At 63.1% G+C, this 21,160-nt stretch carries 21 protein-coding genes; 13 read left to right on the top strand and 8 right to left on the bottom strand.

Annotated features, from left to right (window positions below; translation table 11 throughout):
* Positions 1 to 141: 141 nt before the first annotated feature.
* Positions 142 to 984: an amidohydrolase family protein gene (locus C482_RS19245; protein WP_006169492.1), complete on the bottom strand. Its 843-nt coding sequence runs from the start codon at positions 982 to 984 to the stop codon at positions 142 to 144.
* A gap of 190 nt (positions 985 to 1,174) precedes the next feature.
* Here C482_RS19245 and thsA point away from each other — a divergent pair, with 190 nt between their 5' ends.
* Together thsA and C482_RS19235 are read left to right on the top strand one after the other, a co-directional pair.
* A complete protein-coding gene (thsA, locus tag C482_RS19240; protein WP_049897014.1) occupies positions 1,175 to 2,719 on the top strand; it encodes a thermosome subunit alpha in 1,545 nt (514 codons plus the stop codon).
* Positions 2,720 to 2,922: 203 nt separating this feature from the next.
* On the top strand, positions 2,923 to 3,294 hold the full coding sequence (locus tag C482_RS19235) for a HalOD1 output domain-containing protein (protein WP_006169490.1): 372 nt from the start codon (positions 2,923 to 2,925) through the stop codon (positions 3,292 to 3,294).
* Positions 3,295 to 3,500: 206 nt separating this feature from the next.
* Here the strand turns inward: C482_RS19235 and C482_RS19230 are convergent, their stop codons facing one another.
* The 3 genes from C482_RS19230 to C482_RS19220 all read right to left on the bottom strand — a co-directional run bounded on the left by C482_RS19230 (position 3,501) and on the right by C482_RS19220 (position 5,711).
* Complete coding sequence (locus C482_RS19230) at positions 3,501 to 4,565, bottom strand: SAM hydrolase/SAM-dependent halogenase family protein (RefSeq protein ID WP_006169489.1); 1,065 nt, start codon at positions 4,563 to 4,565, stop codon at positions 3,501 to 3,503.
* 78 nt (positions 4,566 to 4,643) lie between these two features.
* The gene (locus C482_RS19225) at positions 4,644 to 5,114 is read right to left on the bottom strand and encodes a hypothetical protein (protein WP_006169488.1); all 471 of its coding nucleotides are present in this window, start codon (positions 5,112 to 5,114) and stop codon (positions 4,644 to 4,646) included.
* A gap of 78 nt (positions 5,115 to 5,192) precedes the next feature.
* Positions 5,193 to 5,711, bottom strand: a complete 519-nt coding sequence (locus C482_RS19220; protein ID WP_006169487.1) for a nicotinamide-nucleotide adenylyltransferase — start codon at positions 5,709 to 5,711, stop codon at positions 5,193 to 5,195.
* 379 nt (positions 5,712 to 6,090) lie between these two features.
* Between C482_RS19220 and lonB the strand changes: the two genes are divergently transcribed.
* From lonB to C482_RS19205, 3 genes are read left to right on the top strand one after another with little or no spacing between them, the layout of a single operon-like run.
* The gene (gene lonB / locus C482_RS19215) at positions 6,091 to 8,424 is read left to right on the top strand and encodes an ATP-dependent protease LonB (RefSeq protein ID WP_006169486.1); all 2,334 of its coding nucleotides are present in this window, start codon (positions 6,091 to 6,093) and stop codon (positions 8,422 to 8,424) included.
* An 18-nt stretch (positions 8,425 to 8,442) separates the two neighbouring features.
* A complete protein-coding gene (locus C482_RS19210) occupies positions 8,443 to 9,582 on the top strand; it encodes a CPBP family intramembrane glutamic endopeptidase (RefSeq protein WP_006169485.1) in 1,140 nt (379 codons plus the stop codon).
* A 44-nt stretch (positions 9,583 to 9,626) separates the two neighbouring features.
* Complete coding sequence (locus C482_RS19205) at positions 9,627 to 9,974, top strand: hypothetical protein (RefSeq protein WP_006169484.1); 348 nt, start codon at positions 9,627 to 9,629, stop codon at positions 9,972 to 9,974.
* Between the two features lie 13 nt (positions 9,975 to 9,987).
* On the opposite strand, the gene C482_RS19200 is transcribed toward C482_RS19205, so the two are convergent.
* Positions 9,988 to 10,458: an MGMT family protein gene (locus tag C482_RS19200; RefSeq protein WP_006169483.1), complete on the bottom strand. Its 471-nt coding sequence runs from the start codon at positions 10,456 to 10,458 to the stop codon at positions 9,988 to 9,990.
* Positions 10,459 to 10,563: 105 nt separating this feature from the next.
* On the opposite strand from C482_RS19200, the gene trpC reads away from it, so the two are divergent.
* The 4 genes from trpC to C482_RS19180 are packed head-to-tail and all read left to right on the top strand — an operon-like array spanning position 10,564 to position 14,416.
* Positions 10,564 to 11,439: an indole-3-glycerol phosphate synthase gene (gene trpC / locus C482_RS19195; protein WP_006169482.1), complete on the top strand. Its 876-nt coding sequence runs from the start codon at positions 10,564 to 10,566 to the stop codon at positions 11,437 to 11,439.
* Positions 11,436 to 12,707, top strand: coding sequence for a tryptophan synthase subunit beta (gene trpB, locus C482_RS19190; protein ID WP_006169481.1), 1,272 nt, complete (start codon positions 11,436 to 11,438; stop codon positions 12,705 to 12,707). The genes trpC and trpB overlap by 4 nt, the downstream gene beginning before the upstream one ends.
* Complete coding sequence (trpA, locus tag C482_RS19185) at positions 12,704 to 13,588, top strand: tryptophan synthase subunit alpha (protein WP_006169480.1); 885 nt, start codon at positions 12,704 to 12,706, stop codon at positions 13,586 to 13,588. The genes trpB and trpA overlap by 4 nt, the downstream gene beginning before the upstream one ends.
* Positions 13,589 to 13,612: 24 nt before the next feature.
* Positions 13,613 to 14,416: a 2-amino-3,7-dideoxy-D-threo-hept-6-ulosonate synthase gene (locus tag C482_RS19180; RefSeq protein ID WP_006169479.1), complete on the top strand. Its 804-nt coding sequence runs from the start codon at positions 13,613 to 13,615 to the stop codon at positions 14,414 to 14,416.
* A 136-nt stretch (positions 14,417 to 14,552) separates the two neighbouring features.
* Here the strand turns inward: C482_RS19180 and C482_RS19175 are convergent, their stop codons facing one another.
* On the bottom strand, positions 14,553 to 15,551 hold the full coding sequence (locus C482_RS19175) for a phosphorylase family protein (RefSeq protein WP_049897012.1): 999 nt from the start codon (positions 15,549 to 15,551) through the stop codon (positions 14,553 to 14,555).
* Between the two features lie 218 nt (positions 15,552 to 15,769).
* Here C482_RS19175 and C482_RS19170 point away from each other — a divergent pair, with 218 nt between their 5' ends.
* Together C482_RS19170 and C482_RS19165 are read left to right on the top strand one after the other, a co-directional pair.
* Positions 15,770 to 16,342: a SprT family zinc-dependent metalloprotease gene (locus C482_RS19170; protein WP_006169477.1), complete on the top strand. Its 573-nt coding sequence runs from the start codon at positions 15,770 to 15,772 to the stop codon at positions 16,340 to 16,342.
* Between the two features lie 159 nt (positions 16,343 to 16,501).
* Positions 16,502 to 17,122 carry a hypothetical protein gene (locus C482_RS19165; protein ID WP_006169476.1) on the top strand — a complete coding sequence of 207 codons (621 nt, stop codon included), beginning with the start codon at positions 16,502 to 16,504 and terminating at the stop codon, positions 17,120 to 17,122.
* 43 nt (positions 17,123 to 17,165) lie between these two features.
* On the opposite strand, the gene C482_RS19160 is transcribed toward C482_RS19165, so the two are convergent.
* Positions 17,166 to 17,867, bottom strand: a complete 702-nt coding sequence (locus C482_RS19160) for an HAD family hydrolase (protein WP_049897005.1) — start codon at positions 17,865 to 17,867, stop codon at positions 17,166 to 17,168.
* 129 nt (positions 17,868 to 17,996) lie between these two features.
* On the opposite strand from C482_RS19160, the gene C482_RS19155 reads away from it, so the two are divergent.
* Complete coding sequence (locus C482_RS19155; RefSeq protein ID WP_006169474.1) at positions 17,997 to 18,917, top strand: HFX_2341 family transcriptional regulator domain-containing protein; 921 nt, start codon at positions 17,997 to 17,999, stop codon at positions 18,915 to 18,917.
* A gap of 71 nt (positions 18,918 to 18,988) precedes the next feature.
* On the opposite strand, the gene C482_RS19150 is transcribed toward C482_RS19155, so the two are convergent.
* The gene (locus C482_RS19150) at positions 18,989 to 19,660 is read right to left on the bottom strand and encodes a hypothetical protein (RefSeq protein WP_006169473.1); all 672 of its coding nucleotides are present in this window, start codon (positions 19,658 to 19,660) and stop codon (positions 18,989 to 18,991) included.
* Between the two features lie 206 nt (positions 19,661 to 19,866).
* On the opposite strand from C482_RS19150, the gene C482_RS19145 reads away from it, so the two are divergent.
* The gene (locus tag C482_RS19145) at positions 19,867 to 21,147 is read left to right on the top strand and encodes a 3-dehydroquinate synthase II (RefSeq protein WP_006169472.1); all 1,281 of its coding nucleotides are present in this window, start codon (positions 19,867 to 19,869) and stop codon (positions 21,145 to 21,147) included.
* Positions 21,148 to 21,160 lie beyond the last annotated feature (13 nt).

The raw sequence follows: 21,160 nt of genomic DNA, 5'->3' as shown, positions 1-21,160 counted from the left end.
GACTCCATCCCGCGTCCATACGTGGCGGGTATTGGGGCATGACTATAAATTACTACACTCGTCGCAGCAGTGGAGGATCATTGTCAGGTCTGGAAGGTCGACGGGATACAATCGTCGCGCTCAGGGCTCGGCTCACCGCACTCAGTGACGAATTCGCAACTGTGCATCCGGCGAGAGCGCCTCGATCACGCGACACGCATTCTTCGAAAACGCCCGCCAGAGCTTATCTTCGGAGACGTCGAGCGTGAGAATCTCCATCACCGCGACGTTTGGATGGCAGGCCGGCGCACCGCTGCCGAAGAGGACACGGTCAGGGTGCTCAAGGAGCGCGCGCTCGAGTACGTCCCGATAGCGGACGAAACTCGTCTCGACGTAGCAGTCGTCGAACTCGTCCAGTAAATCCACCATCTCGTGCATCTGCGACCGGCTGAGTGGGTGGCCGCCGAAGTGGGCGACGACGACGGGAAACGAGCGCCCGAAGACGGTCTCGGCGAGCGCGGCTGGTGGCGCATCCGCACCACCGCGGACGATCAACGGGAGGCCCACATCGTCGAGCGTCTCGAGTACCTCCTCGTCTGGCAGGCCGTCGGTGAGTGGGTCGAGGACGAAGCCATGAAAGCGGTCGTCGTAGGCGTACTTTTCGACGTCACCGGGTGTTGTGTGGTACTCCTCTCGGCCGCGGCAGCTGACGACGTTGTGCAGGCGGCTCGTAGCGGTCGCCCCGGGCCGACGCGAGCCGTTGATTCGGGCGAACGCGACGAAGGGGCGGTCGACGCTGCGTCTGGCGACGCCGTTGTTGGCCGCGACGTAGCTCGTCTCCGGTTCGGCCGGTGGAAAGACGACCGATCTGGTGATTCCCGCCTGATGCATCTCCCGTTCGAGGCGGTCGGGAGTGATCGTCCGATCGTGCGGTTCGTCGCGTCGTCCGGGGGCCAGCCGAGCGTAGCTGTCGACGACGCGAAACCCGTGTTCCAGCTCCAGCATCCCACGCGGTTATTGTGTGTCGAACCATATTTTGCTACCGACTTTCACAGCGACTGGGAGCACTCGTCTGTCGGTGTCAGAATCGCAAGACGGAGAAGGTGAAGGAGGAAAAAGTTTATATAGAAGTGCTGACGACATAGTTAGTGAGGATACAATCATGGCACAACAGCGACGCATGGGCGGACAGCCCATGTTCATTATGAGCGAGGACAGCCAGCGAACACAGGGCCGCGACGCCCAGTCGTCCAACATCATGGCCGGCAAGGCAGTTGCCGAGGCCGTACGGACGACGCTCGGACCTCGTGGGATGGACAAGATGCTCGTCGACTCGAGCGGTGAGGTCGTCATCACCAACGACGGGGCGACCATCCTGAACGAGATGGACATCGAGCACCCAGCGGCCCAGATGATCGTCGAAGTCGCCGAGACCCAGGAGGAGGAAGTCGGCGACGGCACGACGACTGCAGGTGTCATCGCTGGGAACCTCCTCGGCGAGGCCGAGGACCTCATCGATCAGGATGTCCACGCCACGACCATCGTCGAGGGCTACCACGAGGCCGCCTCGATCGCACAGGACGCAATCGACGAGCAGGTCGGTGACGCCGCCGTCGACGACGAAATCCTGAAGCAGGTCGCCGAATCCAGCATGACCGGCAAGGGCACCGGTGGCCTCACCGCCGAATCCCTCGCCGAGACGGTTGTCGAGGCCGTCCGCCACGTCGAGAGCGACGAGGGCGTCGCCCGCGACAACGTCACCGTCCACACCCAGATCGGTGCTTCCTCGAACGCGACCGAACTCGTCCCCGGCATCGTCATCGACGAGGAGCCGGCTCACGAGGGCATGCCCTCGGAGGTCGAGGACGCCTCGATCGCCGTCCTCGACGTCGAACTCGGCGTCCGCACCGGCGATGTCGACGCGGAGTACGCCATCGACTCCATCGACCAGCTCAACGCGGCCATCGACGCTGAAGAGAGCGAGGTGCAGGGCTACGCCGAAACCGTCGCTGAAAGCGGTGCTGACGTCGTCATCACCACGGATGACGTCGACGACCGCGTGAGCACGTTCCTCGCGAACGAGGGCATTCTCGTCTTCGAAAACGTCGGCAGCAGCGACACCAAGGACATCATCTCCGCAACCGGCGCAACCCGCGTCGGCGCACTCGATGACCTCGAGGAAGCCGACTTTGGACACGCCGACCGCATCAGCGCCGAAAACTACGGCGACGACGACCTCGCGTTCGTCGAAGGCGGTGCAGCCGCCGAGACCGTCACCGTCTTCGTCCGCGGCGGCACCGAGCACGTCGTCGACGAACTCGAGCGCGCCATCGGTGACGCACTCGACGTCGTCTCCACCGCACTCGAGTCGGGCGAGGTCGTGCCCGGTGCCGGTGCAACCGAGATCGCCATCGCCGACAAGATTCGCCAGGAAGCCGCCGGGATCGAGGGTCGCAAGCAGCTCGCTGTCACCGCCTTCGCGGACGCGCTCGACGTCGTGCCACGAACGCTCGCCGCGAACACCGGTCAGGACCCAATCGACGCACTCGTCGACCTCCGCGCTGCCCACGAATCCGAGGGCCGCGCCGGCCTAATCACCGACGGTGAAGATGTCACGATCGGCGACCCACTCGAGTCCGGTGTCGTTGACCCAGCCGATGTCAAGCGTGAAGCGGTCGAGAGCGCGACCGAAGCCGCGACGATGATCGTCCGCATCGACGACGTCATTGCCGCCGAATAACGCGTCCGTCGCTGTCTTTCTCGGCGGTACGGCTTGCCGCCTCGCGTTTTTTAGCCGCCTGAGATACCGAAAGCGGAGCGCTCGTACCGCGTGGTAGGCACTGCGTTCTGATCGCTCGGCTACTACGTTCTGGTGTTCGAACTGGTCACGTCTCCTGACTGGCCAATAGTGTTAAGTGTTAACATCCCTTGTCCCTAGCTGTTATGTCCGGCATGGCTCCATCAGACCGATTGACGCCGGTCGACGAGGCGGTTGGTCAGACCGTCTACCACAACGACGCTCGCGGCACCTACCACCTGTGGTGTGACGAAAGCGAGTACGAGCCCGTGACAGTGGCGCTACCGCTCGCCATTTCGTCGATTTCGGGCGTTGAGCCGGCCGAACTCGAACCGCTCGCGAACAGTATCGATCCGGACGCGCTGAACGCGCTGGTCACTGACTGGCGTCGGCGGTCGGCACGCCGGATCGGCGAGCGAACCGATTCGATCTCGTTTCTGTTCGCCCAGCACGACATCACGATTCACGACGACGGCGAAATCGTGATTGATCCTCGGCGGGCTGACATCGTTGGCTAACGCGCTGCCAGCCGTTCTTTGGACTGGCCTATCCTGTCCTGTCTGACCGTGCCAATTAGCTCCAGCGCTGGCGCTCACAACTGTCTCGCCACCAGCCTATAGTAGCCACTGAAAGTCAGTGCACACCCAATCGCACGAAGGCTATGTGATTGATGTGTAAACAGTTCCAGTTGGTACTATAGTATTTCCTCGCTCATCGTCCATCGCTACGACTCGACCACGGGGAACTCGAGTACCACCCGATCACCGGCCCCGAGATCGAACGCTTCGTTGCCCCGTCCCTGGTTGACATCGAGTTCGACGTAGCCGTGGCTGCCGGCGGTTGCGAGGCGGTCGCCGACGGGAACGGCAGCGAAGGTGTCCACAGCAGGTACCCGCTCGCCGTTCGCAAGTACGTGGGTGCGGTCGTTGTCGTGGTCGTTGTCGTTGTCGTGGTCACGGCCACCTGCCGCCAGAAATCTCCCTGGTACGTTCGTAATAGCGTTGCCGAAATCATCGACGACGAGCACCTCTCCCTCAGCGCGGTCATCGTCAACAGTTGCGCTCGGTAGCGAGAGGTCGACGACCGACTCCGTCCGCTCGAGGAAGGGGAGTTCGATCAGGTCGTCGCACCGGTCGAGGCCGAACTCGTGAACGTCGCCAGCAGCGGGTGCGAACACGTCGCGGCCGTGGAAGGTGTTGCTTGCTGGGCCAGCCGCGTCGTCGCTCTGCTGGGGACCGCCCTGGCCCGCAACCGCCGGCGGCTCGAGTTCGGTTTCGTCGATGACGTAGTACTCGAGTGGCCCCGCCGACGATGTGTCTCCGTCTTCGCCTGCGAGTCGGCGGGCGGCGGGCAGCAGGACGCCGTTGTCCGGTCCGACCAGGATGTGCTCGCCCGCGCGGACGACGAGTGCGTCGCGGTCGGTGCCGACGCCAGGGTCGACGACGACGAGGTGAACTGCCGGTGGGTAGTACGGCAGGATTTCGCGCAGCCAGAAGCTGCTCGCCCGGATATCTTGGCGTGGGAAGTCGTGGGCGATGTCGACCAGTCTGGTGGTGTCGGTGTTGGGAGTGGTACTGGTAGTGGTGGACGGAGTGGGCGAGGTGGATGAAGTGACGGGAGTAGTTCCGGTGTCTGTGTCCGTCTCCGCGTCTGTACCCGTGGCCGTGCCTGTTCCTGTTCCTGTTCCTGCGCCAGTTCCCGTTTCAGCGCTGGCATCCACACGCTGACAGAGCACGCCCTTCATCGTCGCCGGATACGGCGAGCCAAAGTCCGACGCGATCGTGATCATGCCGTATCAAAGCCGCCGATTCAGAAAAGGTTGTTCGGAACCGGACACCCGGTCGGAAAGCGGGACCCTGCCGCCCGCTCAGGTCTCGCCACGAACAGCCGCAATCAGCCAGGCAACAGCCCAGCAGACCACCGCCAGCAGAAACAGGGCGACCGCCTCGTGGCCAGTTACGCCGGCGACGGACTCGAGTCCGAACGTCAGTGCGATCGACACTGGTCGGAACCCAGGTCCCCAGAACTCCGCAAAGATAACGACGATCGGATAGCTCACGGCGGCGCTGACGAGCGCACAGCACTCGAGACAGAGCAGGACGAACGTGCCGGGGCCGAGTGCAAGCTCTGTTCCCGATCTTGCTGTGTCGATGACTCGTCGGAGGACAACAAAGCCTGGTGGCAGACCGGTGGTCAACGCCACCGCGACTGCGTACATCGAAACGCTCTGGAGCAGATTGCTGAGTGCAACAGAGCCGCTCGTCGGTGTCGTCATCTCGGTAGCAACGGCGAGCGTTACGAGCATCCCTCCGAGCGCGGAGACGCCGAGTATTGCCATCGTCGCCGCAACCCAGACTGATGGAAACCGAGACAAATCACGCCCCTGTGAGCGGTCTGGAACCGGAGTGTACACGCGCTAGTCGCCGTTCGAATCCGAGCCGCTGACCATCTGAATGCGTTCGATACCGCCGATTTCGTCGACGACTTCGACGACCGGTTCGGGGACGAGCGACTCCCAGTCGTCGCCGTTGATCATGCGTTCGCGAACCTCGGAGCCCTCGAGTACGTCCCGGTTGAACATCGGGGACTGGCGGATTTCGATGTCGGCCTCGCGAAAGAGTTGGATGACGAGCGGGTTGTTCGAGTAGGCGACGTCGAAGTCGGGGCTCATGCTCTGGACGTGGCTCACCCAGACAGAGTTACGTTCTAAGTCCTCGATGGGGACGGCGTAGGTGACGAGGTCGGTGTCGACGAGCGATTTGGTGATCATCATGATTCGCTCGCCGGCGGTGAACGGGTTGCGAACGGTGTGTGAGTTGTCGGCACTGCCGATGCCGAGAACGAGTTCGTCGACGTCGGCGGCGATGCGTTCGACCATGTTGTAATGGCCGTTGTGGAAGGGCTGAAAGCGGCCGATGTAGAACCCCCGGGTCATGCCGGACATTGTTTGGGCATCGCGCTTAAGCGTGGCGAGTTAGTCGCGGGCGAATCGGTTTCGCATTGGCTATCGCCTGCCGTTTTCTCACCGCTTGAGCTGATCACAGGCATTCCCCCATATTCGAAAACAGATACGTTCGGCATTGTATGAACCGATCTCGAGTTCTCGGCAACGAAACCGGTTTCTTCCCGTGAGTGTCCGGGAATGTAACAGGTAATTCGCTGTCACGTCCATTCGGATATTGACCAGTACTGTTCCGATATAGGACGTGTCCGTTAGCCGCCCTATCTGCCGTTTTCGGCACTCGACACGATTCGACGCATGGAGAAAGTATATCAGTGGCAATCCCTTCGAAACAGGTACCGAACAGAGTTCTATGAGCAACGATACGAACGTTGACGACCCTCCCGAGGACGCCTCCGGAGCTGCGCCGGACGAGGAACAGGCGCAGGAGACAGAACGGGAGCACGAGACCGAGCGCACGGAGGAGCGCTCACAATCTCCCGCTTCCCAGTCTCAATCACAGTCACCGTCTCAGTCTTCGGAGACGGAGCGTCAGGGAGACCGGTCGCCGACCGATGAAACCGGTGACCCAGACGACGTCGACGGCGGAACTGATGTCACCAGCGACGAGGACGAACAGGATAGTAGGATCACCGTCGGCGACGACGGCCTCGGAACCGACGAGTCCAACGGCCGGGCTGACGCTGGCGACGACAGGACCGACAGTACCGATGACGAGATCGAAACTGTTGATGACCTCGGCAGTACGGTCGAAGTCGATCCTGGCGTCGAAGTAGACGAGGAGATTGCCGAAGACGACCTCCTCGGTGGCCTCCAGATCGAGTCGACCGAGGACATCGAGGTTCCCGACCGACTCGTCGATCAGGTCATCGGGCAGGACGAGGCGCGAGACATCATCATCAAGGCGGCAAAGCAGCGCCGCCACGTGATGATGATCGGTTCCCCGGGGACCGGGAAGTCGATGCTGGCGAAGGCAATGAGTCAGCTCCTGCCACAGGAGGACCTGCAGGACGTACTCGTCTATCACAACCCGGACGACGGCAACGAGCCGAAGGTCCGCACCGTCCCAGCAGGCAAGGGCGAACAGATCATCGACGCGCACAAGGAGGAAGCGCGAAAGCGCAACCAGATGCGCTCGATCCTGATGTGGATCATTATCGCGATCATTATCGGCTACACGATCCTCAGTCCGGCGAATATACTGATGGGGATCATCGCAGCTGGTGTTGTCTGGCTTATCTTCCGCTATACCAGCCGCGGAACGGACGCGATGGTACCGAATATGATCATCAACAACGGCGAGCAGCGCCAGGCACCGTTCGAGGACGCGACCGGCGCTCACGCCGGCGCGCTGCTGGGCGACGTTCGCCACGACCCGTTCCAGTCCGGTGGGATGGAGACGCCGAGCCACGACCGCGTCGAACCTGGTTCGATCCACAAGTCCAACAAGGGCGTGCTGTTCGTCGACGAGATCAACACGCTCGACGTGCGTACCCAGCAGAAGCTGATGACGGCGATCCAGGAAGGCGAGTTCTCGATCACAGGCCAGTCCGAGCGCTCCTCGGGCGCGATGGTTCAGACCGAACCCGTCCCCTGTGACTTCGTCATGATCGCTGCAGGGAACCTGGACGCCATGGAGAACATGCACCCCGCACTCCGGAACCGTGTCAAGGGATACGGGTACGAGGTCTACATGGACGACACCATCGAGTCCACGCCGGAGATGCGCCGGAAGTACGCCCGGTTCATCGCCCAGGAAGTCGAACGCGATGGCCGCCTGCCACACTTCACCCGCGACGCCGTCGAGGAACTGCTCCTCGAGGCCAAGCGTCGCTCGGGCCGGAAGAACCACCTGACGCTGCACTTCCGCAGCCTCGGTGGATTGGTCCGCGTCGCCGGTGACATCGCCCGCGCCGAGGACCGCGACCGCACGACCCGCGACGACGTGCTCCAGGCCAAGCAGCGCTCGCGCTCGATCGAACAGCAGCTGGCCGACGATTACATCGAACGCCGCAAGGACTACGAACTGCAGGTCACCGACGACGGCGTCGAAGGCCGCGTCAACGGCCTCGCAGTCATGGGCGAAGACTCCGGAATCATGCTGCCGGTCATGGCCGAAATCGCGCCCGCACAGGGTGGTGGACAGGTCATCGCCACCGGGAAGCTCAAGGAGATGGCCGAGGAGTCGGTCCAGAACGTCTCGGCGATCATCAAGAAGTTCTCCGACGTGGATCTCTCGGAGAAGGACATCCACATCCAGTTCGTCCAGGCTGGCCAGCAGGGTGTCGACGGCGACTCCGCCTCCATCACGGTGGCAACCGCCGTCATCTCCGCGCTGGAGGATATTCCGGTCGACCAGTCGGTCGCGATGACCGGCTCGCTGTCGGTCCGCGGCGACGTGCTCCCGGTCGGTGGGGTGACCCACAAGATCGAAGCCGCCGCCAAGGCCGGCTGTGACAAGGTCATCATTCCGAAGGCCAACGAGCAGGACGTGATGATCGAAGACGAGTACGACGAGATGGTCGAGATCGTCCCGTGTGAGAACATCAGTGAAGTGCTCGATGTCGCACTCGAGGGCGAACCGAAGAAGGACTCGCTCGTCGACCGCCTGAAGTCGATCACCGGCTCGGCGTTCGACCAGCAGACGGTCGGCTCCGCAAGCGGGTCGAACCCAAGTCCACAGTAACGACAGGAGGGTCGATCGATGGTACAGTGGACGGCGTTCGCGGCGATCACAGGCGTCGTCCTCGTGTTGTTGCTCGTTCTTTCGCATCTCACACAGTCGTCGTTTGCTGACGCTGACAGTGACGGCGACACTGACATCAGTACTGGCACTGACGCTGATACGACGACTCCTACCGACACGGATGCAGCCACTTCTTCCAAGCCTGACTCCTCGCTAGCGAGCGCTAGGGAGTCTGCAGAGTCCGTGGAGTCCGTGACGGAAGAGAACCATCCTGTTCCAGAGTCAGCTACCGATGCCGGTACTGACACGGCTATTGACACTGGGACCGGTACTGGCACCAACACCGATACTGACACCAACACCAGCGTCGATATCGACATCAGCACCGACCTTGGCAACGCCAGCGCCAACACCAACGCCACCGAAAACAGCAAACAGCCAGACGACACAGCACGTTCTCCTGCCCGTGCCCAGCGCGACGAAATCGATCCGACCGACCTCTCGACCGGAATGCTCCTCGCGAACGTCGCCGTCTCACAGGGTCTGTTCCTCTTGCTCATCCTCGGCGCGATTCTCTACACCGGCATCCCAGCGTGGGCGCTCGGCATCGAGTTCAGCGTCGACTACCTCACGACCGGACTCCTCATCGGCACAGTCGCCGGTATCCTCCTCTACATCGGGAACGAATTTAGCGCTGCACTCGCGACACGATTCGGTTTCGACCACGACGAGCGACTCCGATCGATGCTCGCCCCCGACTCCGCACGCGGCTGGCTCGTCCTCCTGCTCGTCGTGCTCCCGATCATCGCCATCTTCGAGGAACTCCTCTTTCGCGCCGCACTCATCGGCGTCCTCTCAGCCGGCTTTGACATCTCGCCGTGGCTCCTCGCTTTCCTCTCATCGATCGCGTTCGCGCTCGGCCACGGCATGCAAGGCACCGTCGGCATTATCGTCACCGGCGCACTCGGCCTCGTCCTCGCCGCCCTGTTCATCGTCACCGGCAGCTTCCTCGTCGTCGTCGTCGCACACTACCTGATCAACGCACTCGAGTTCGTCGTGCACGAGGCGTTCGGACTCGAGTGGAGTGAGTCGTTGGTGGGTGCAGAGTCAGCGTCTTCCTCCGCGTCCGCGGCGTCCGATCCGGACCGTGAGGAGTGACACGAAATCCGAACGGTAACAATTCCACGCGAAAAGAATCGGGTATGAGCCGTAGTGATGCCGTGCCGGATGCAGCGTATCGTGCGATCTTTCTCGGAATTGTCCTCTACTTCGCACTGGTCATATACAGTGCGATGACCGGGGACGTGATCGCGTCGCTTGCCGCCGAGTTCGTCTTTGGGACGATCGCGATCGGTGTCGGGGTCGTGTTGTTTGATCTGTCGGATGGTGAACTCTCGGCAGCGTTAGGCGGTGCTGTCTTTCTGATTGTGGGCGGAATCGCGCAGTTTGGGGCGTTGTTCACACAGTCGCCGGCACTCAACCAGGTGTCGTCGCTGCTGGTCTTCATCGGGATCGGCCTGTATCTGTACGTGACATGGACGGCAGAGTAAGAGTCGACCTCCACTACAACTCTTCGAGTGAGCGTAACTTCTGTTCGACGGTCGGTGGTGCGGCACTCGGGCCGTCGCGGACGCGGTGGTCGGGGATCAGAATGGGCGCTGGATTTTCGTCGAGTGCCGTCCGAACCAGGATACCGTCGTCCTGGTCGTCGGGGTCGAGTTCGGGCGTCATCTGCGTAAGCGTGGCGACGTCGACCTGGTCACCGTACGGAATTGACTGTACTTGCTCGAGTACGGCGCGCTGGTCGGTCGGAATCGTCAGTGCGACCTGTACGTCGTCGAAGGTGACCGGTTCGAGGCCGTCTAAGTACTCGAAGATTCGATCGAGTACCGGGTGATCGCCTTCGGCGTCGTCTTCGGGTGCGTCCGGAAAGGAAACAGTCAGCACGCGCCCGCTGGCCGCACCGAGCTGTACGTACCGGTCGAGATACGTCGACTCCCGCGCGTAGATTCCAGCGTCCGTAACGTCCTCCATACGCGGTCCGTAGGAAACACGGCCTTGAATAGTCGCCGGTCGTCACTGTGAGTGGCGGTGGATGGCGCAACACTTTTGTACAAATGAGTACGTTGATGTACAACAATGACTTCTGGTACGGAGCTCGCACCACCGGTGCAATCCATTCTCGCAGCCGCCGCCGAGCGCGCTGCTGCGGGACAGGACCGGGAGCGGGCACCGCTTGATGTCGACGCGCGGTCGTTTCTCGACGCGGTCGCGCAGACTGAACAAGACGGCCGGGTACCGGTCATCGCCGAGGTGAAACCGACGAGTCCGACGACGGACGGTACACGCGAGGACGACCCCGCCGAACTGGCCGAAGCGATGGTTGCAGGCGGCGCAACGGCAATCTCAGTATTGACTGAACCAACCCACTTCGGCGGCTCGCCAGACGCCCTGCGGCAGGTTCGAGAGGCCGTCGACGTCCCCGTCCTCCGGAAGGACTTCATCCTCGAGGAGGCAAGTCTGGACGTGGTCGAATCCGACCTGGTCCTCCTGATCGCCCGGTTCGTCGACAATCTCGACGAACTCGTCGGAGCCGCTCGCGAGCGCGGCTTCCAGCCCCTCGTCGAGGTTCACGACCGCGACGAACTCGCTGACGCCCTTGAGGCCGGTGCGACGCTCATCGGGGTGAACAATCGTGATCTCGCAAAACTCGAGGTCGACCTCGGGACGTTCGAATCTGTTGCACCGCACGCGAGGCGACTCTGTCGCCTCGACGAGTCGAGCGGTGGAACCGAGAGACCGGACCCGGACGACGTGACGCTGATCGCTGAGAGCGGGATTTCTGCTCCTTCGGATGTCCGTCGGATGCGCGACGCGGGCGCGGACGCGTTACTGGTTGGCAGCGCCATCATGGATCATGGTGGCGACGGCGACAGCGATGTGACCGCCAACACACGACGACTGGTAGAGGCAGTGGAACCGACAGCAACGACGGAGACACGCACACAGACATGAGCGAAACCGAATCAAACCCACCCGCCGAGGAGGAACCGAACCGTGAGCGTACGTTCGGCGACTACGGCGGCCAGTACGTTCCGGAGGCACTGATGCCCGCTCTGCAGGAACTCGAGGACGCCTACCAGCGGTACGTCCTCGACAACGAGGACGGGTTCATGGACGAGTTTCGCGAGCGCATGCGCGACTTCGGCGGCCGACCGACGCCGCTGCAGCGCGCAGACCGACTCAGCGAGCGTTACGACCGCGAAATCTACCTCAAGCGAGAGGACCTCGTCCACGGTGGCGCACACAAGCTGAACAACGCGCTCGGCCAGGTGCTGCTCGCGAAATACATGGGCAAAGAGCGGATCATCGCCGAGACCGGCGCGGGCCAGCATGGGACGGCCACCGCGATGGCGGCAGCCCACCTCGACATGCCCTGCGAGATCTACATGGGCCGGACCGATGTGAACCGCCAGCGCCCGAACGTCTACCGGATGCGGATGAACGGTGCCGAGGTCAACCCCGTCGACGCCGGCAGCGGCACCCTGAAGGAGGCGATCAACGAAACGATGCGCGACTGGGCGACCACCGTCGAGCGCACCCACTACGTCATCGGCTCCATCGTCGGCCCGCACCCATTCCCACGGCTGGTTCGAGACTTCCAGTCCGTTATCAGCGCCGAAGCTCGCGACCAGATACAGGAGCAGGCCGGCCGACTCCCCGACAGCGTTGTCGCCTGCGCCGGCGGCGGCTCGAACACGATGGGTGCGTTTCACGAGTTCGTACCGGACTCGAGTGTCGACCTCTACGCAGTCGAAGCCGGCGGTTCGAGTCTCGAGATCGATCAGGACGAAGGACTCGCGCCTAACTCCGCCACGCTCTCGACCGGCACCGACGGCGTCCTCCACGGCGCGATGACGAAACTCCTCCAGACCACCGACGGACAGATCGTCGAATCTCACAGCGTGAGCGCGGGGCTGGACTACGCCGGCGTCGGCCCAGAGCTCTCACACCTCGTCGACACCGGCCGCGTGACACCGGCAAGCGTCGACGACGACGCCGCGCTCAATGCCTTCCACCGACTCTCGAACCTGGAGGGAATCATCCCGGCGCTGGAATCGAGTCACGCGCTCGGATTCCTTGAGGAGGCACACGAGGAACTCGGTGATCTCGTCGTCGTCAACGTCTCCGGGCGCGGCGACAAGGATCTGGAGACGGTACTCGAGGAGACGGAGAAACGTGACCTCGATGCTGCGCCGGACGTGGAGGTGTTCGATAGATGAGCGGTGAACAGACAGCGACGATAGACAGCGACATCGAGGCCGCCATCCGTGAGAACCATCCCGCGCTCATTACGTACATCACGGCGGGAGACCCGTCGCTCGAGGACACCAAGGAATACGTTGAGGCGCTCGACCGCGGCGGGTCGGACCTGATCGAACTCGGGCTGCCGTTCTCCGAACCGATCGCCGAGGGGCCAACCATCCAGGCCGCGATCAACCGCGCGCTCGACGCCGGGACGACGCCCGCGCGGTTCTTCGACCTGGTGGACGAACTCGAGACGGACGCGCCGCTGCTGGTGATGACGTACTACAACATGATCCTCCAGTACGGCTCTGAACCCGATGTCCGTCCGTTCGTGGAGCGAGCAGCCGACGCGGGCCTCTCGGGAATCATCGTTCCCGACCTCCCCGCGGAGGAGGCGGACCCGCTCCGTGACGCCTGCGACGACCACGGCCTCGACCTCGTCTTCATCGTCGCGCCGACGACCGCCGGCGAGCGCCTGGACCGGATTATGTCCCAGGTCTCGGGCTTCGCCTACGTCCAGGCCCGCCTCGGAACGACCGGCGCGCGGGCGGACGTCTCGAACGCAACACACGACAGCCTGACGCGACTCTCGGCGTACGACGTCCCCAAGGCCGTCGGCTTCGGCGTCAGCGAGGGCGACCACGCCGCCGAAATCATCGAGGCCGGCGCGGACGGCGTTATCGTCGGCAGCGCGCTCGTCGACCTGATCGCCGAGCACGGCACCGGCGACGCGCCCGCGGCGGCTGCACTCGAGTCCAAGGCGCGCGAACTCAAGCGGGGGGCGCGCTGCGGCGGCGAGCAGAGGAACGGACACGAGCAGGGGCGGGAAGAAGCACCGGAACCAGAACAGCCATAACCGCAAGTTTGCTATACACTCGCAATGACTACAGCAGGACTCACAGCACGACTGAATCGGATCGGAACAGACGACTCGTACGTAATTATCCCGATGGACCACGGCCTCACGATGGGAGCTGTTCAGGGACTGAAGGATATCGAATCGACCATCGACGGCGTCACCCGCGGCGGCGCGGACGCCGTCCTCACGCAGAAGGGAATCGCCCCACGTGTTCACGACAACACGAACGGCAAGGGTTACATCGTCCATCTCAACGGTTCGACGACGATCGGCCCAGACGAGCAGGATAAACGCCTGACCGGAACCGTCGAAGAAGCGATTCGTGCCGGTGCCGACGCCGTCTCCTTCCACATCAACGTCGGCTCTGAGTACGAACCCGAACAGACCAGTCAGCTTGCAGACCTGACTCGCAAGGCAGACCAGTTCGGGATTCCGGTGCTTGCGATGGCCTACGCCCGCGGCCCGGATGTTGACTCTGAGGATCCAGAGGCACTCGGTCACGCGGTCCGCCTCGCCGAAGAGGTCGGCGCTGACATCGTGAAAACTGGCTACAGCGGCGACGCAGAGAGTTTCCAGCACGTCGTCGAGTCGACTCGTTTACCGGTCGTCATCGCCGGCGGCTCGAAGGGCACTGACCGCGAGACGGTTGAGATGGTCCGCGGCGTGATGGACGCCGGGGGGTCTGGCGTCTCAATGGGCCGGTCGATCTTCCAGCACGAGAACCCAGAGGCTATCACTCGCGCCGTCTCCGGTGTCGTTCACGACGATCTGTCGACGGAGGATGCACTCGCAGAGGCCGGGCTCGCGATTGAAGTCGAACACTGAGCACTGAGCACTGACTCGGCTCCACGGCCACCGCTCGCTACGTTTGGCTACTGTTCTTCTCGGACTGTTGGCGCTCTCGTCGCTCCCATCGCCCTCAACGTCTCGTCACGCCCGTTGTGCTCGTCACACTCGCCACTCAAACGCCGTTTTTTGGCTTGATCTCGAGTGGGTCGCTCTCGACAAGTTCGTCCACAATTGCACCGCCCACACGGGCCGCGTTATCGAGCGCCAGCGCCAGACTCGCCTCGTTCCCGTCGAAACTCTCCTCGACCGACTGGCCGGGCGCTGCGCGGTCGTAGTTCGCCACGGCGCGCACGCTCAGATACCGATTGAGCAGGCCGAAGCGCTCGAGTGCCGTCGCCGTCGCGGCATCCTCCATCTGGGTCGTCAGGTAGGGCGAGACGCCGTAGGCGTCACAGAGCCACTCGACTTCGCGGGCGTAGCGCGGGCCGTGCCAGAACTCGTCGCCGCAGACGGTCGGGCCGCGTTCGACAGCGGGTCCGGACGCAGGTGCGTCCGGGTAGCTGGCCTGATACGTCCGCACGTCGGCATCTGTTTGGAGTGAGACATCGTCGGCAGCCTTGCAGGCGGTATCGACGAGCGTGTCGTCAAGGTGGTGAACGTAGTCGTGCGGTCGGTAGGCGAGGAGATCGAGCCTGGCGTCGGGGTTGTCGCTCCCCTCGTTGGATTCGGGACGAGCCGTGTGACCCGCCTGCGACTCATGATCCGCACCTGTCGCCCGATCCCAGCGGTGTTTTCGATCCCAGTCGACCACCGCGTCGGCGACGGCGACGGAGCCGAGTGCGATCCGTTCAGGCGGCCCGCCTGCGATCCCCGCTGAGACAACGTAGGCGGCCGAGAGGTCGATTTCAGGCGAGGCGAGCAGCGCCGTCACGGTCGTCGCCGCGTCGCTCTTGCCAATGCCGGTCGTCGTGATCGCCACATCGTCGGCCGTCAGGTAGACTGGCGTTTTCCCACCGGTGATCGAGAGCGCGTCGACGATGTCGGCGCGCTCAAGCCAGGGTCGGCGCTCGGTCAGCGGGGGCTCCGCGACAGCTGGGAGCACCAGTGCCGCAGGCTGGATCAACTCACTCGAACCCGGCTCCCGCGGTTCCGGAATTGCGAGGTCGTTCATGCTGTGGCGGTCGCTGTGAAAGGCAAAAGGCGCACCGACCGCGGTCGTGGTCGCAATGTGTTCGTCGATCCCTCGCCATCCGTTACGCTCAACCCTGCGAACCGCGTCGTGTTCACTATCCACCGTCCTCCGTCCATCATCTCCCATCTACTATCCACCATTTCCATCCGTCAGACCGGAAGAATTTCAGTCTCCGTCTGCGTTCCCAGCCCGTAGACGTGACCGACGGCGAACAGCTCACGATCGACGACGAGATCATCGCCCGGGCACGGATCCACGCCCGCGAAGTCGTCGCCGGCACCAACCTGACGCTCGACCTGTCTGCACTCGAGTGGGACGTCTCTGCGCGGGCCAAGCGTCGGGCTGGACTCTGTCGTTGGCGGGCGGATTGTGAGGAAGCAACGATCGTGCTGGCGCGGCGGGCGTACGAGCGCTACGAGTGGCCGGAGTTCGCCGGGGTCGTCAGGCACGAACTCGTCCACGCCTGGGAGTACCAGCAGTTCGGGGAGTCGGGACACGGGCCGCGATTTCGCGAGCGTGCGGCTGACCTGAATGCGCCACGACACTGTCGGTCGTTTTCGGAGCCGCGGTACGTGCTGCGCTGTCTCGGAAGTGACTGCGAGTGGGCGGCGAAACGGCATCAGGCGTCGAAGCCGGTTCGTGCGCCGGATGGCTACCGATGCGGAGTGTGCGGCGGCGAGTACGAGGTCGAGCACGTCGAGAGTGGCCGGACGTGGTCGTCTGCGAGCGGCTATGGTGGTGTAAAGGCGGCGCTGGGCGATGAGTGGTAGCGTGTTCGTCTGGCTGTCTGCTGTCACTGTTACGTTGGACGAGACCGGACCCCGGGAACTGGAAATCGGAAACCAGAAACCTGAAACTTGAAACCGGCAACTGGACACCGGAAATCGAAGCGCGGAACACTTATTCGGCGCTGTGGACCTGTTCTAGACATGGGAATACTCGATCTGATGCTCGGCTCGTCCGGCCCGGGCGAACAGGGCGTCGAGGGGCAATCCTATACGCTCTCTAAAGAGACGCACGACTTCGTCTACCCCGTCGCTGTCCGCCGAGAGGAGGTAGCGGCCTTCGTGCAACTAATCGAGGCCGAAGCGGACGCGCCGTACGTCGAGGAGGAAACCGAGGAACTGCAGGATGTCTTCGACGACGTGCTCGGTGACGCCGGCATCGATGCCGCGGATCTAGCCGAACAGAAGCGCCGGACGCGCCTTGCCGTTGAACCGATTATCGATCACTGGCACGAGCAGGTGGGTGCTGACGGAGACGGAGGTGAAGATGAAGATGAAGCGGAAGCGGGTGGCAGCACTGACTCCAGCGACAATACGACCCGTGATGGCGACAGGGCGGCCGACATTGCCACCGTCTACGCCCGTCCCGGCACCGACGACCGACTGCTCGCGTTCACCAAACTGTGCAAGCAACGTGACGAGCAGCCAGACGACCCGTTCGAACTCCCCGCGTCGTTCACCGACGCAGCCGCCCTCCTAACCCGTTTGCGGGACGCAACCGACAGCCAGTACCGGGCAGTGGTCCACACGGACCTTCTTGAATAGGCAGGTCACGCAGAATTCACAACCCGTCGAACACGCCACAAGCTCAGAAAATCGTCTCGAACGACTCCAGCGTCGACAGTTCGTACGTCGGCTGGTGGACGGTTGGATCGCCGTGTTGAACCTGATCCTCAAGTTCGATCCAGGCCGAGTCGAGCCCCATTGTGTTCGCACCGCCGACGTCCGCGTGCAACGAATCCCCGATATGGACTGCCGTTTCCGGTGTCGCCTCGAGTGCCCGGAGTGCGTACTCGAACGGCGCAGTGTCCGGCTTCGGGAAGATTCCCGCCGCCGGATCTGTAAAGACGCGAACGTCAAATGCATCCTCGATATCCAGTGCACGGAGCTTCTGTGTCTGGGTCTCGCGACCGCCGTTCGTGATCAGGCCGACCGGCCCCTGTTCGCGGGCAAACTCGAGTGCAGCCTTCGCGCCGGGACGAAACTCGACGGCGGTCGGGTCCTTACGCTCGAGGTAGGCTGCAGCGAGTTCCGTTGCGCCATCGGAGCCGAGTTGGTCCTGTACGTGTGAATCGGCCTGTGTGGCGACGGTTGAGAAGAGCGATTCGTAGAACTCGCGGGCGGTTTCGGCTGTTGGAAGGTCGGGAATTGCGGCTCGCAGGTCGGCGGGCGTGCAGAACGGCTCGATACCGGCGTCCTCGAACGTGCCAGCGAGGAGGGTGTCCGGATCCTGGATGGGGTCGCAGAGAGTGCTGTCGAGATCGAAATAGATCGCGTCGTAAGCTGCCATTGCGTGGACGTACGAACGCGACGGTTCTGAACGTTTCGTCGTGACCCGCTCCACGCGAGCCGGCCGTTGGTCCCTGTGAGAGTCCACTGATTCGACAGGTGTTATTTCGGAGGGGGTCGTTGTCGGCGTATGGACGTCGTCAAGCGAGTGCACATCGTGCCGCTGGGCTACGAGTACGACCGGATCGTCGAGCCGATTCGTCGCCAGCGCGCCGACCTCGTCTATCTCCTCGAACACGACGGTGGGTCGCTGACAGATCGCGGCAAGACGAGCGAATCGCCGGTTCCGGGTCCCGAATCGACCGCTTCCAGGGACCACTCCGCCCCCAGTTCTAGCGCGTCCGCCGACACCGCGACCCCTCCCGACGCCAACGGTCCACCAGCCACGTACCACGACGAGTTGCGCGAGGAACTCGAGTCTATCGTGCCTGATGTTCGGACGTGGTCCTGTGATCTTACGGATGTCTACGCGGTCCTGGGTGCCGTGACGACGATTGCTTCGAACCACGCCGCTGACGACGTGTCAGTCAATGTCTCCGGCGGCGGGACAATCGCCGCAATTGGGGCGACGATGGCCTGTATGGACGTCTCAACCGATGCGCACGCGTTCTACGTCGAACCAGAATCGTACGCCCACGACGGGACGAGTGAGCCGTCCTCGATGGGGATTGACGAAATCGATCGGCTGCCGACGTACCCGATCGATTCGCCGACGACGGATCAGGTCGCCATCATGGGCTTCCTTCGCGATCCAGCCTCGTGGGACGGCTACCACGACGACCGGACCGCGCCACCGAAGAAGAAAGATCTCATCGAGTTCGGCCGCGACCGTGGCCTCTCGTTCATGGCGGACCGGCGCTCTCCTGACGAGCGAACCGGGGAGGACAAGGGCGCGTTTCGCGTCCTCGATACACACGTGCTGGACCCGCTCGAAGCCGACGGCTACGTCACGATCGAATCCATGGGTCGTCGCCGAGTCGTCTCACTCACCGAACAGGGTGACAACGCGTATCGGGCATTCAAGCACAAACTTTCGGATCTGGACCAATAGAACAACTCGTAGCACGTCTCAGTGTCCCAATCACATCGCGTGCAGTCTCGTTTTTCTCGTTGCTACTCACACTATCTTCGGCGCTGCGACACCAGTGTCGCGAGTGTCGTCCCGAGCCGGGCGAACTCGAGATCCGCACGCAGTCGGTCGGCGTGGGCCTGTAACCCATCCTCGTCAAGTCCGAACGGGGCGGCGTTCTCACAGTGTGTTGTAGCGGCCTCCATACGGCCGAGCAGCCAGGGCGCTGCGTCGGCGAACGTCGGACTCCACTGCGTGGTGTGATGAGGGCTCGGCACTGCTTCCGATTCGGCAGCGCGCGCTGTGGCCAGCGACTCCTCGACAATGATGAGTCGCCGGCGGAGGGTACGAATCGTCGACGCGTCAGCGGGTGGGGTCAGCGTGCTCGCAATGGCTGCGTCGGCTCCCGACACCGCGTCGGGGTCCGTATCGAACACAGCCGCGAGTCGCTCGCACTCGAGTGTCGCGTGCCGGCTGCGCCGACTCGCGAGTCGGACCGCACCCAGGACGGCAGCGGGACGGCCGTACTCGAGTGTTGCCAGTTCGCCCGCGTGGGCGAACGCTGCGTGGGCGACCGGGCCGAGTGCGTCGGCGTCCAGCCGGTCGATGGCCTCGTCGACGGTGATGAGGGAGTCGTCGGTTACGTCCGCGGCAGCCGTGGTGTCCGTCTCGGCTGGGGCGGTCGTCGCGTCCGCGTCGTCGGGTTCGAACTGGCGCTGACCCATGATTGAACTATCGCACGGGAAGATATTAGTTACTTCTACGAAAGTATCGATACTATCGATACTATCAGTACAATTCTACGACCGGGATAACCGGGTCGTCAGTACACGCTTCCGACACGATCGCTTTCGCCGAAGTGAGGCGTCGCTCATCGACATCGCCTGCCAGATCCGCCACGTTCAAGCCAGTTCCCTTCGACCGTCGAGTCATGACACGATCCGTCTGGATCAAAGCTGACGATACCGTCGGCGACTGGGACGACCGTCGTGCCCGCATCACGGCCGCACTCGAGGCCGGCGCGGACTGGGTACTGGTTGACGAGGAGGATGTCGAACGCGTCCGCGAACTTGGCGACATCAACGTCGCTGCGTTCCGTACTGACGGCGACGTGACGCTGGTCGACGACGCCGAGGCCGGCACCGACGCTGCGAGTTCCGATGCCGACGAACTCGAGGAGATCGACAACGTCGACGATGCCGAGAACCTCGATGTCGATGTCACCACCTCGAAGAGAGACAACGGCACAGCCGCCGACGCCGTCATCGTCGGTAAGGACGGCGAGGGCGACGCCACGATCGACCTGCCGAACGACTTCTCCGGGTCGGCCGACCTCTCGACACTGCGTCGCGACGGCGATGAGGGTATCGAGCGCGGTGCCTACGTCCGCATCCTCGACACCGAGTACGAGGCGTTCGCCGAAGCCGCCGCCGAGGAGGGTGAGTACACCATCGTCATCGGCGAGGACTGGACGATCATCCCACTCGAGAATCTGATCGCTCGGATCGGTGAGGAGACAGATCTCGTTGCTGGCGTTACCAGTGCCGAAGAGGCTAAAACCGCCTTCGAAACGCTCGAACTCGGCTCCGATGCGGTCCTCCTCGATTCCGATGATCCCGACGAGATCAGACGGACGGTCGAGGTTCGGGACGAGTCAGAACGCGAGTCGCTCGACCTCCAGTACGCCGAGGTGACCGACGTCGAGCAGATCGGCAGCGCAGACCGAGTCTGTGTCGACACCGGGAGCCTCCTCGAACACGACGAGGGAATGCTCGTCGGATCGATGAGTCGCGGCCTCGTCTTCGTCCACGCAGAGACGGCCGAGTCGCCGTACGTTGCCTCGCGTCCGTTCCGGGTCAACGCGGGTGCGGTCCACGCCTACGTGCGGACGCCAGAGGGCGGGACGAAGTACCTCTCGGAGCTCCAGAGCGGTGACGAGGTGCAGGTCGTCGATACGAACGGCAACACACGCGAGGCAATCGTCGGCCGGGTCAAGATCGAGAAACGACCGATGTTTCGTGTCGCCCTGGAAACCGACGACGGCGACCACATCGAGACACTCCTCCAGAACGCCGAGACGATCAAGGTTGCAACCGGCGACGGGCGAAAGGCCGTGACGGATCTCGCAGCCGGTGACGAGCTCCTGCTGTACTACGAGGATACGGCGCGTCACTTCGGCGAAGCGGTCGAGGAGAGTATTATCGAGAAGTAACGAATCCGAGAGA

This window comes from Natrialba chahannaoensis JCM 10990 (assembly GCF_000337135.1).
GTDB lineage: Archaea > Halobacteriota > Halobacteria > Halobacteriales > Natrialbaceae > Natrialba > Natrialba chahannaoensis.
This window is presented reverse-complemented; position numbering and strand designations above follow the sequence as displayed.

Bases quoted from the DNA above. Each gene is read 5' to 3' on its own strand.
- C482_RS19245 (WP_006169492.1), bottom strand. From the start codon at position 984: ATGCTGGAGCTGGAACACGGGTTTCGCGTCGTCGACAGCTACGCTCGG.
- thsA (WP_049897014.1), top strand. From the start codon at position 1,175: ATGTTCATTATGAGCGAGGACAGCCAGCGAACACAGGGCCGCGACGCC.
- C482_RS19235 (WP_006169490.1), top strand. From the start codon at position 2,923: ATGTCCGGCATGGCTCCATCAGACCGATTGACGCCGGTCGACGAGGCG.
- C482_RS19230 (WP_006169489.1), bottom strand. From the start codon at position 4,565: ATGATCACGATCGCGTCGGACTTTGGCTCGCCGTATCCGGCGACGATG.
- C482_RS19225 (WP_006169488.1), bottom strand. From the start codon at position 5,114: ATGGCAATACTCGGCGTCTCCGCGCTCGGAGGGATGCTCGTAACGCTC.
- C482_RS19220 (WP_006169487.1), bottom strand. From the start codon at position 5,711: ATGACCCGGGGGTTCTACATCGGCCGCTTTCAGCCCTTCCACAACGGC.
- lonB (WP_006169486.1), top strand. From the start codon at position 6,091: ATGAGCAACGATACGAACGTTGACGACCCTCCCGAGGACGCCTCCGGA.
- C482_RS19210 (WP_006169485.1), top strand. From the start codon at position 8,443: ATGGTACAGTGGACGGCGTTCGCGGCGATCACAGGCGTCGTCCTCGTG.
- C482_RS19205 (WP_006169484.1), top strand. From the start codon at position 9,627: ATGAGCCGTAGTGATGCCGTGCCGGATGCAGCGTATCGTGCGATCTTT.
- C482_RS19200 (WP_006169483.1), bottom strand. From the start codon at position 10,458: ATGGAGGACGTTACGGACGCTGGAATCTACGCGCGGGAGTCGACGTAT.
- trpC (WP_006169482.1), top strand. From the start codon at position 10,564: ATGACTTCTGGTACGGAGCTCGCACCACCGGTGCAATCCATTCTCGCA.
- trpB (WP_006169481.1), top strand. From the start codon at position 11,436: ATGAGCGAAACCGAATCAAACCCACCCGCCGAGGAGGAACCGAACCGT.
- trpA (WP_006169480.1), top strand. From the start codon at position 12,704: ATGAGCGGTGAACAGACAGCGACGATAGACAGCGACATCGAGGCCGCC.
- C482_RS19180 (WP_006169479.1), top strand. From the start codon at position 13,613: ATGACTACAGCAGGACTCACAGCACGACTGAATCGGATCGGAACAGAC.
- C482_RS19175 (WP_049897012.1), bottom strand. From the start codon at position 15,551: ATGAACGACCTCGCAATTCCGGAACCGCGGGAGCCGGGTTCGAGTGAG.
- C482_RS19165 (WP_006169476.1), top strand. From the start codon at position 16,502: ATGGGAATACTCGATCTGATGCTCGGCTCGTCCGGCCCGGGCGAACAG.
- C482_RS19160 (WP_049897005.1), bottom strand. From the start codon at position 17,867: ATGGCAGCTTACGACGCGATCTATTTCGATCTCGACAGCACTCTCTGC.
- C482_RS19155 (WP_006169474.1), top strand. From the start codon at position 17,997: ATGGACGTCGTCAAGCGAGTGCACATCGTGCCGCTGGGCTACGAGTAC.
- C482_RS19150 (WP_006169473.1), bottom strand. From the start codon at position 19,660: ATGGGTCAGCGCCAGTTCGAACCCGACGACGCGGACGCGACGACCGCC.
- C482_RS19145 (WP_006169472.1), top strand. From the start codon at position 19,867: ATGACACGATCCGTCTGGATCAAAGCTGACGATACCGTCGGCGACTGG.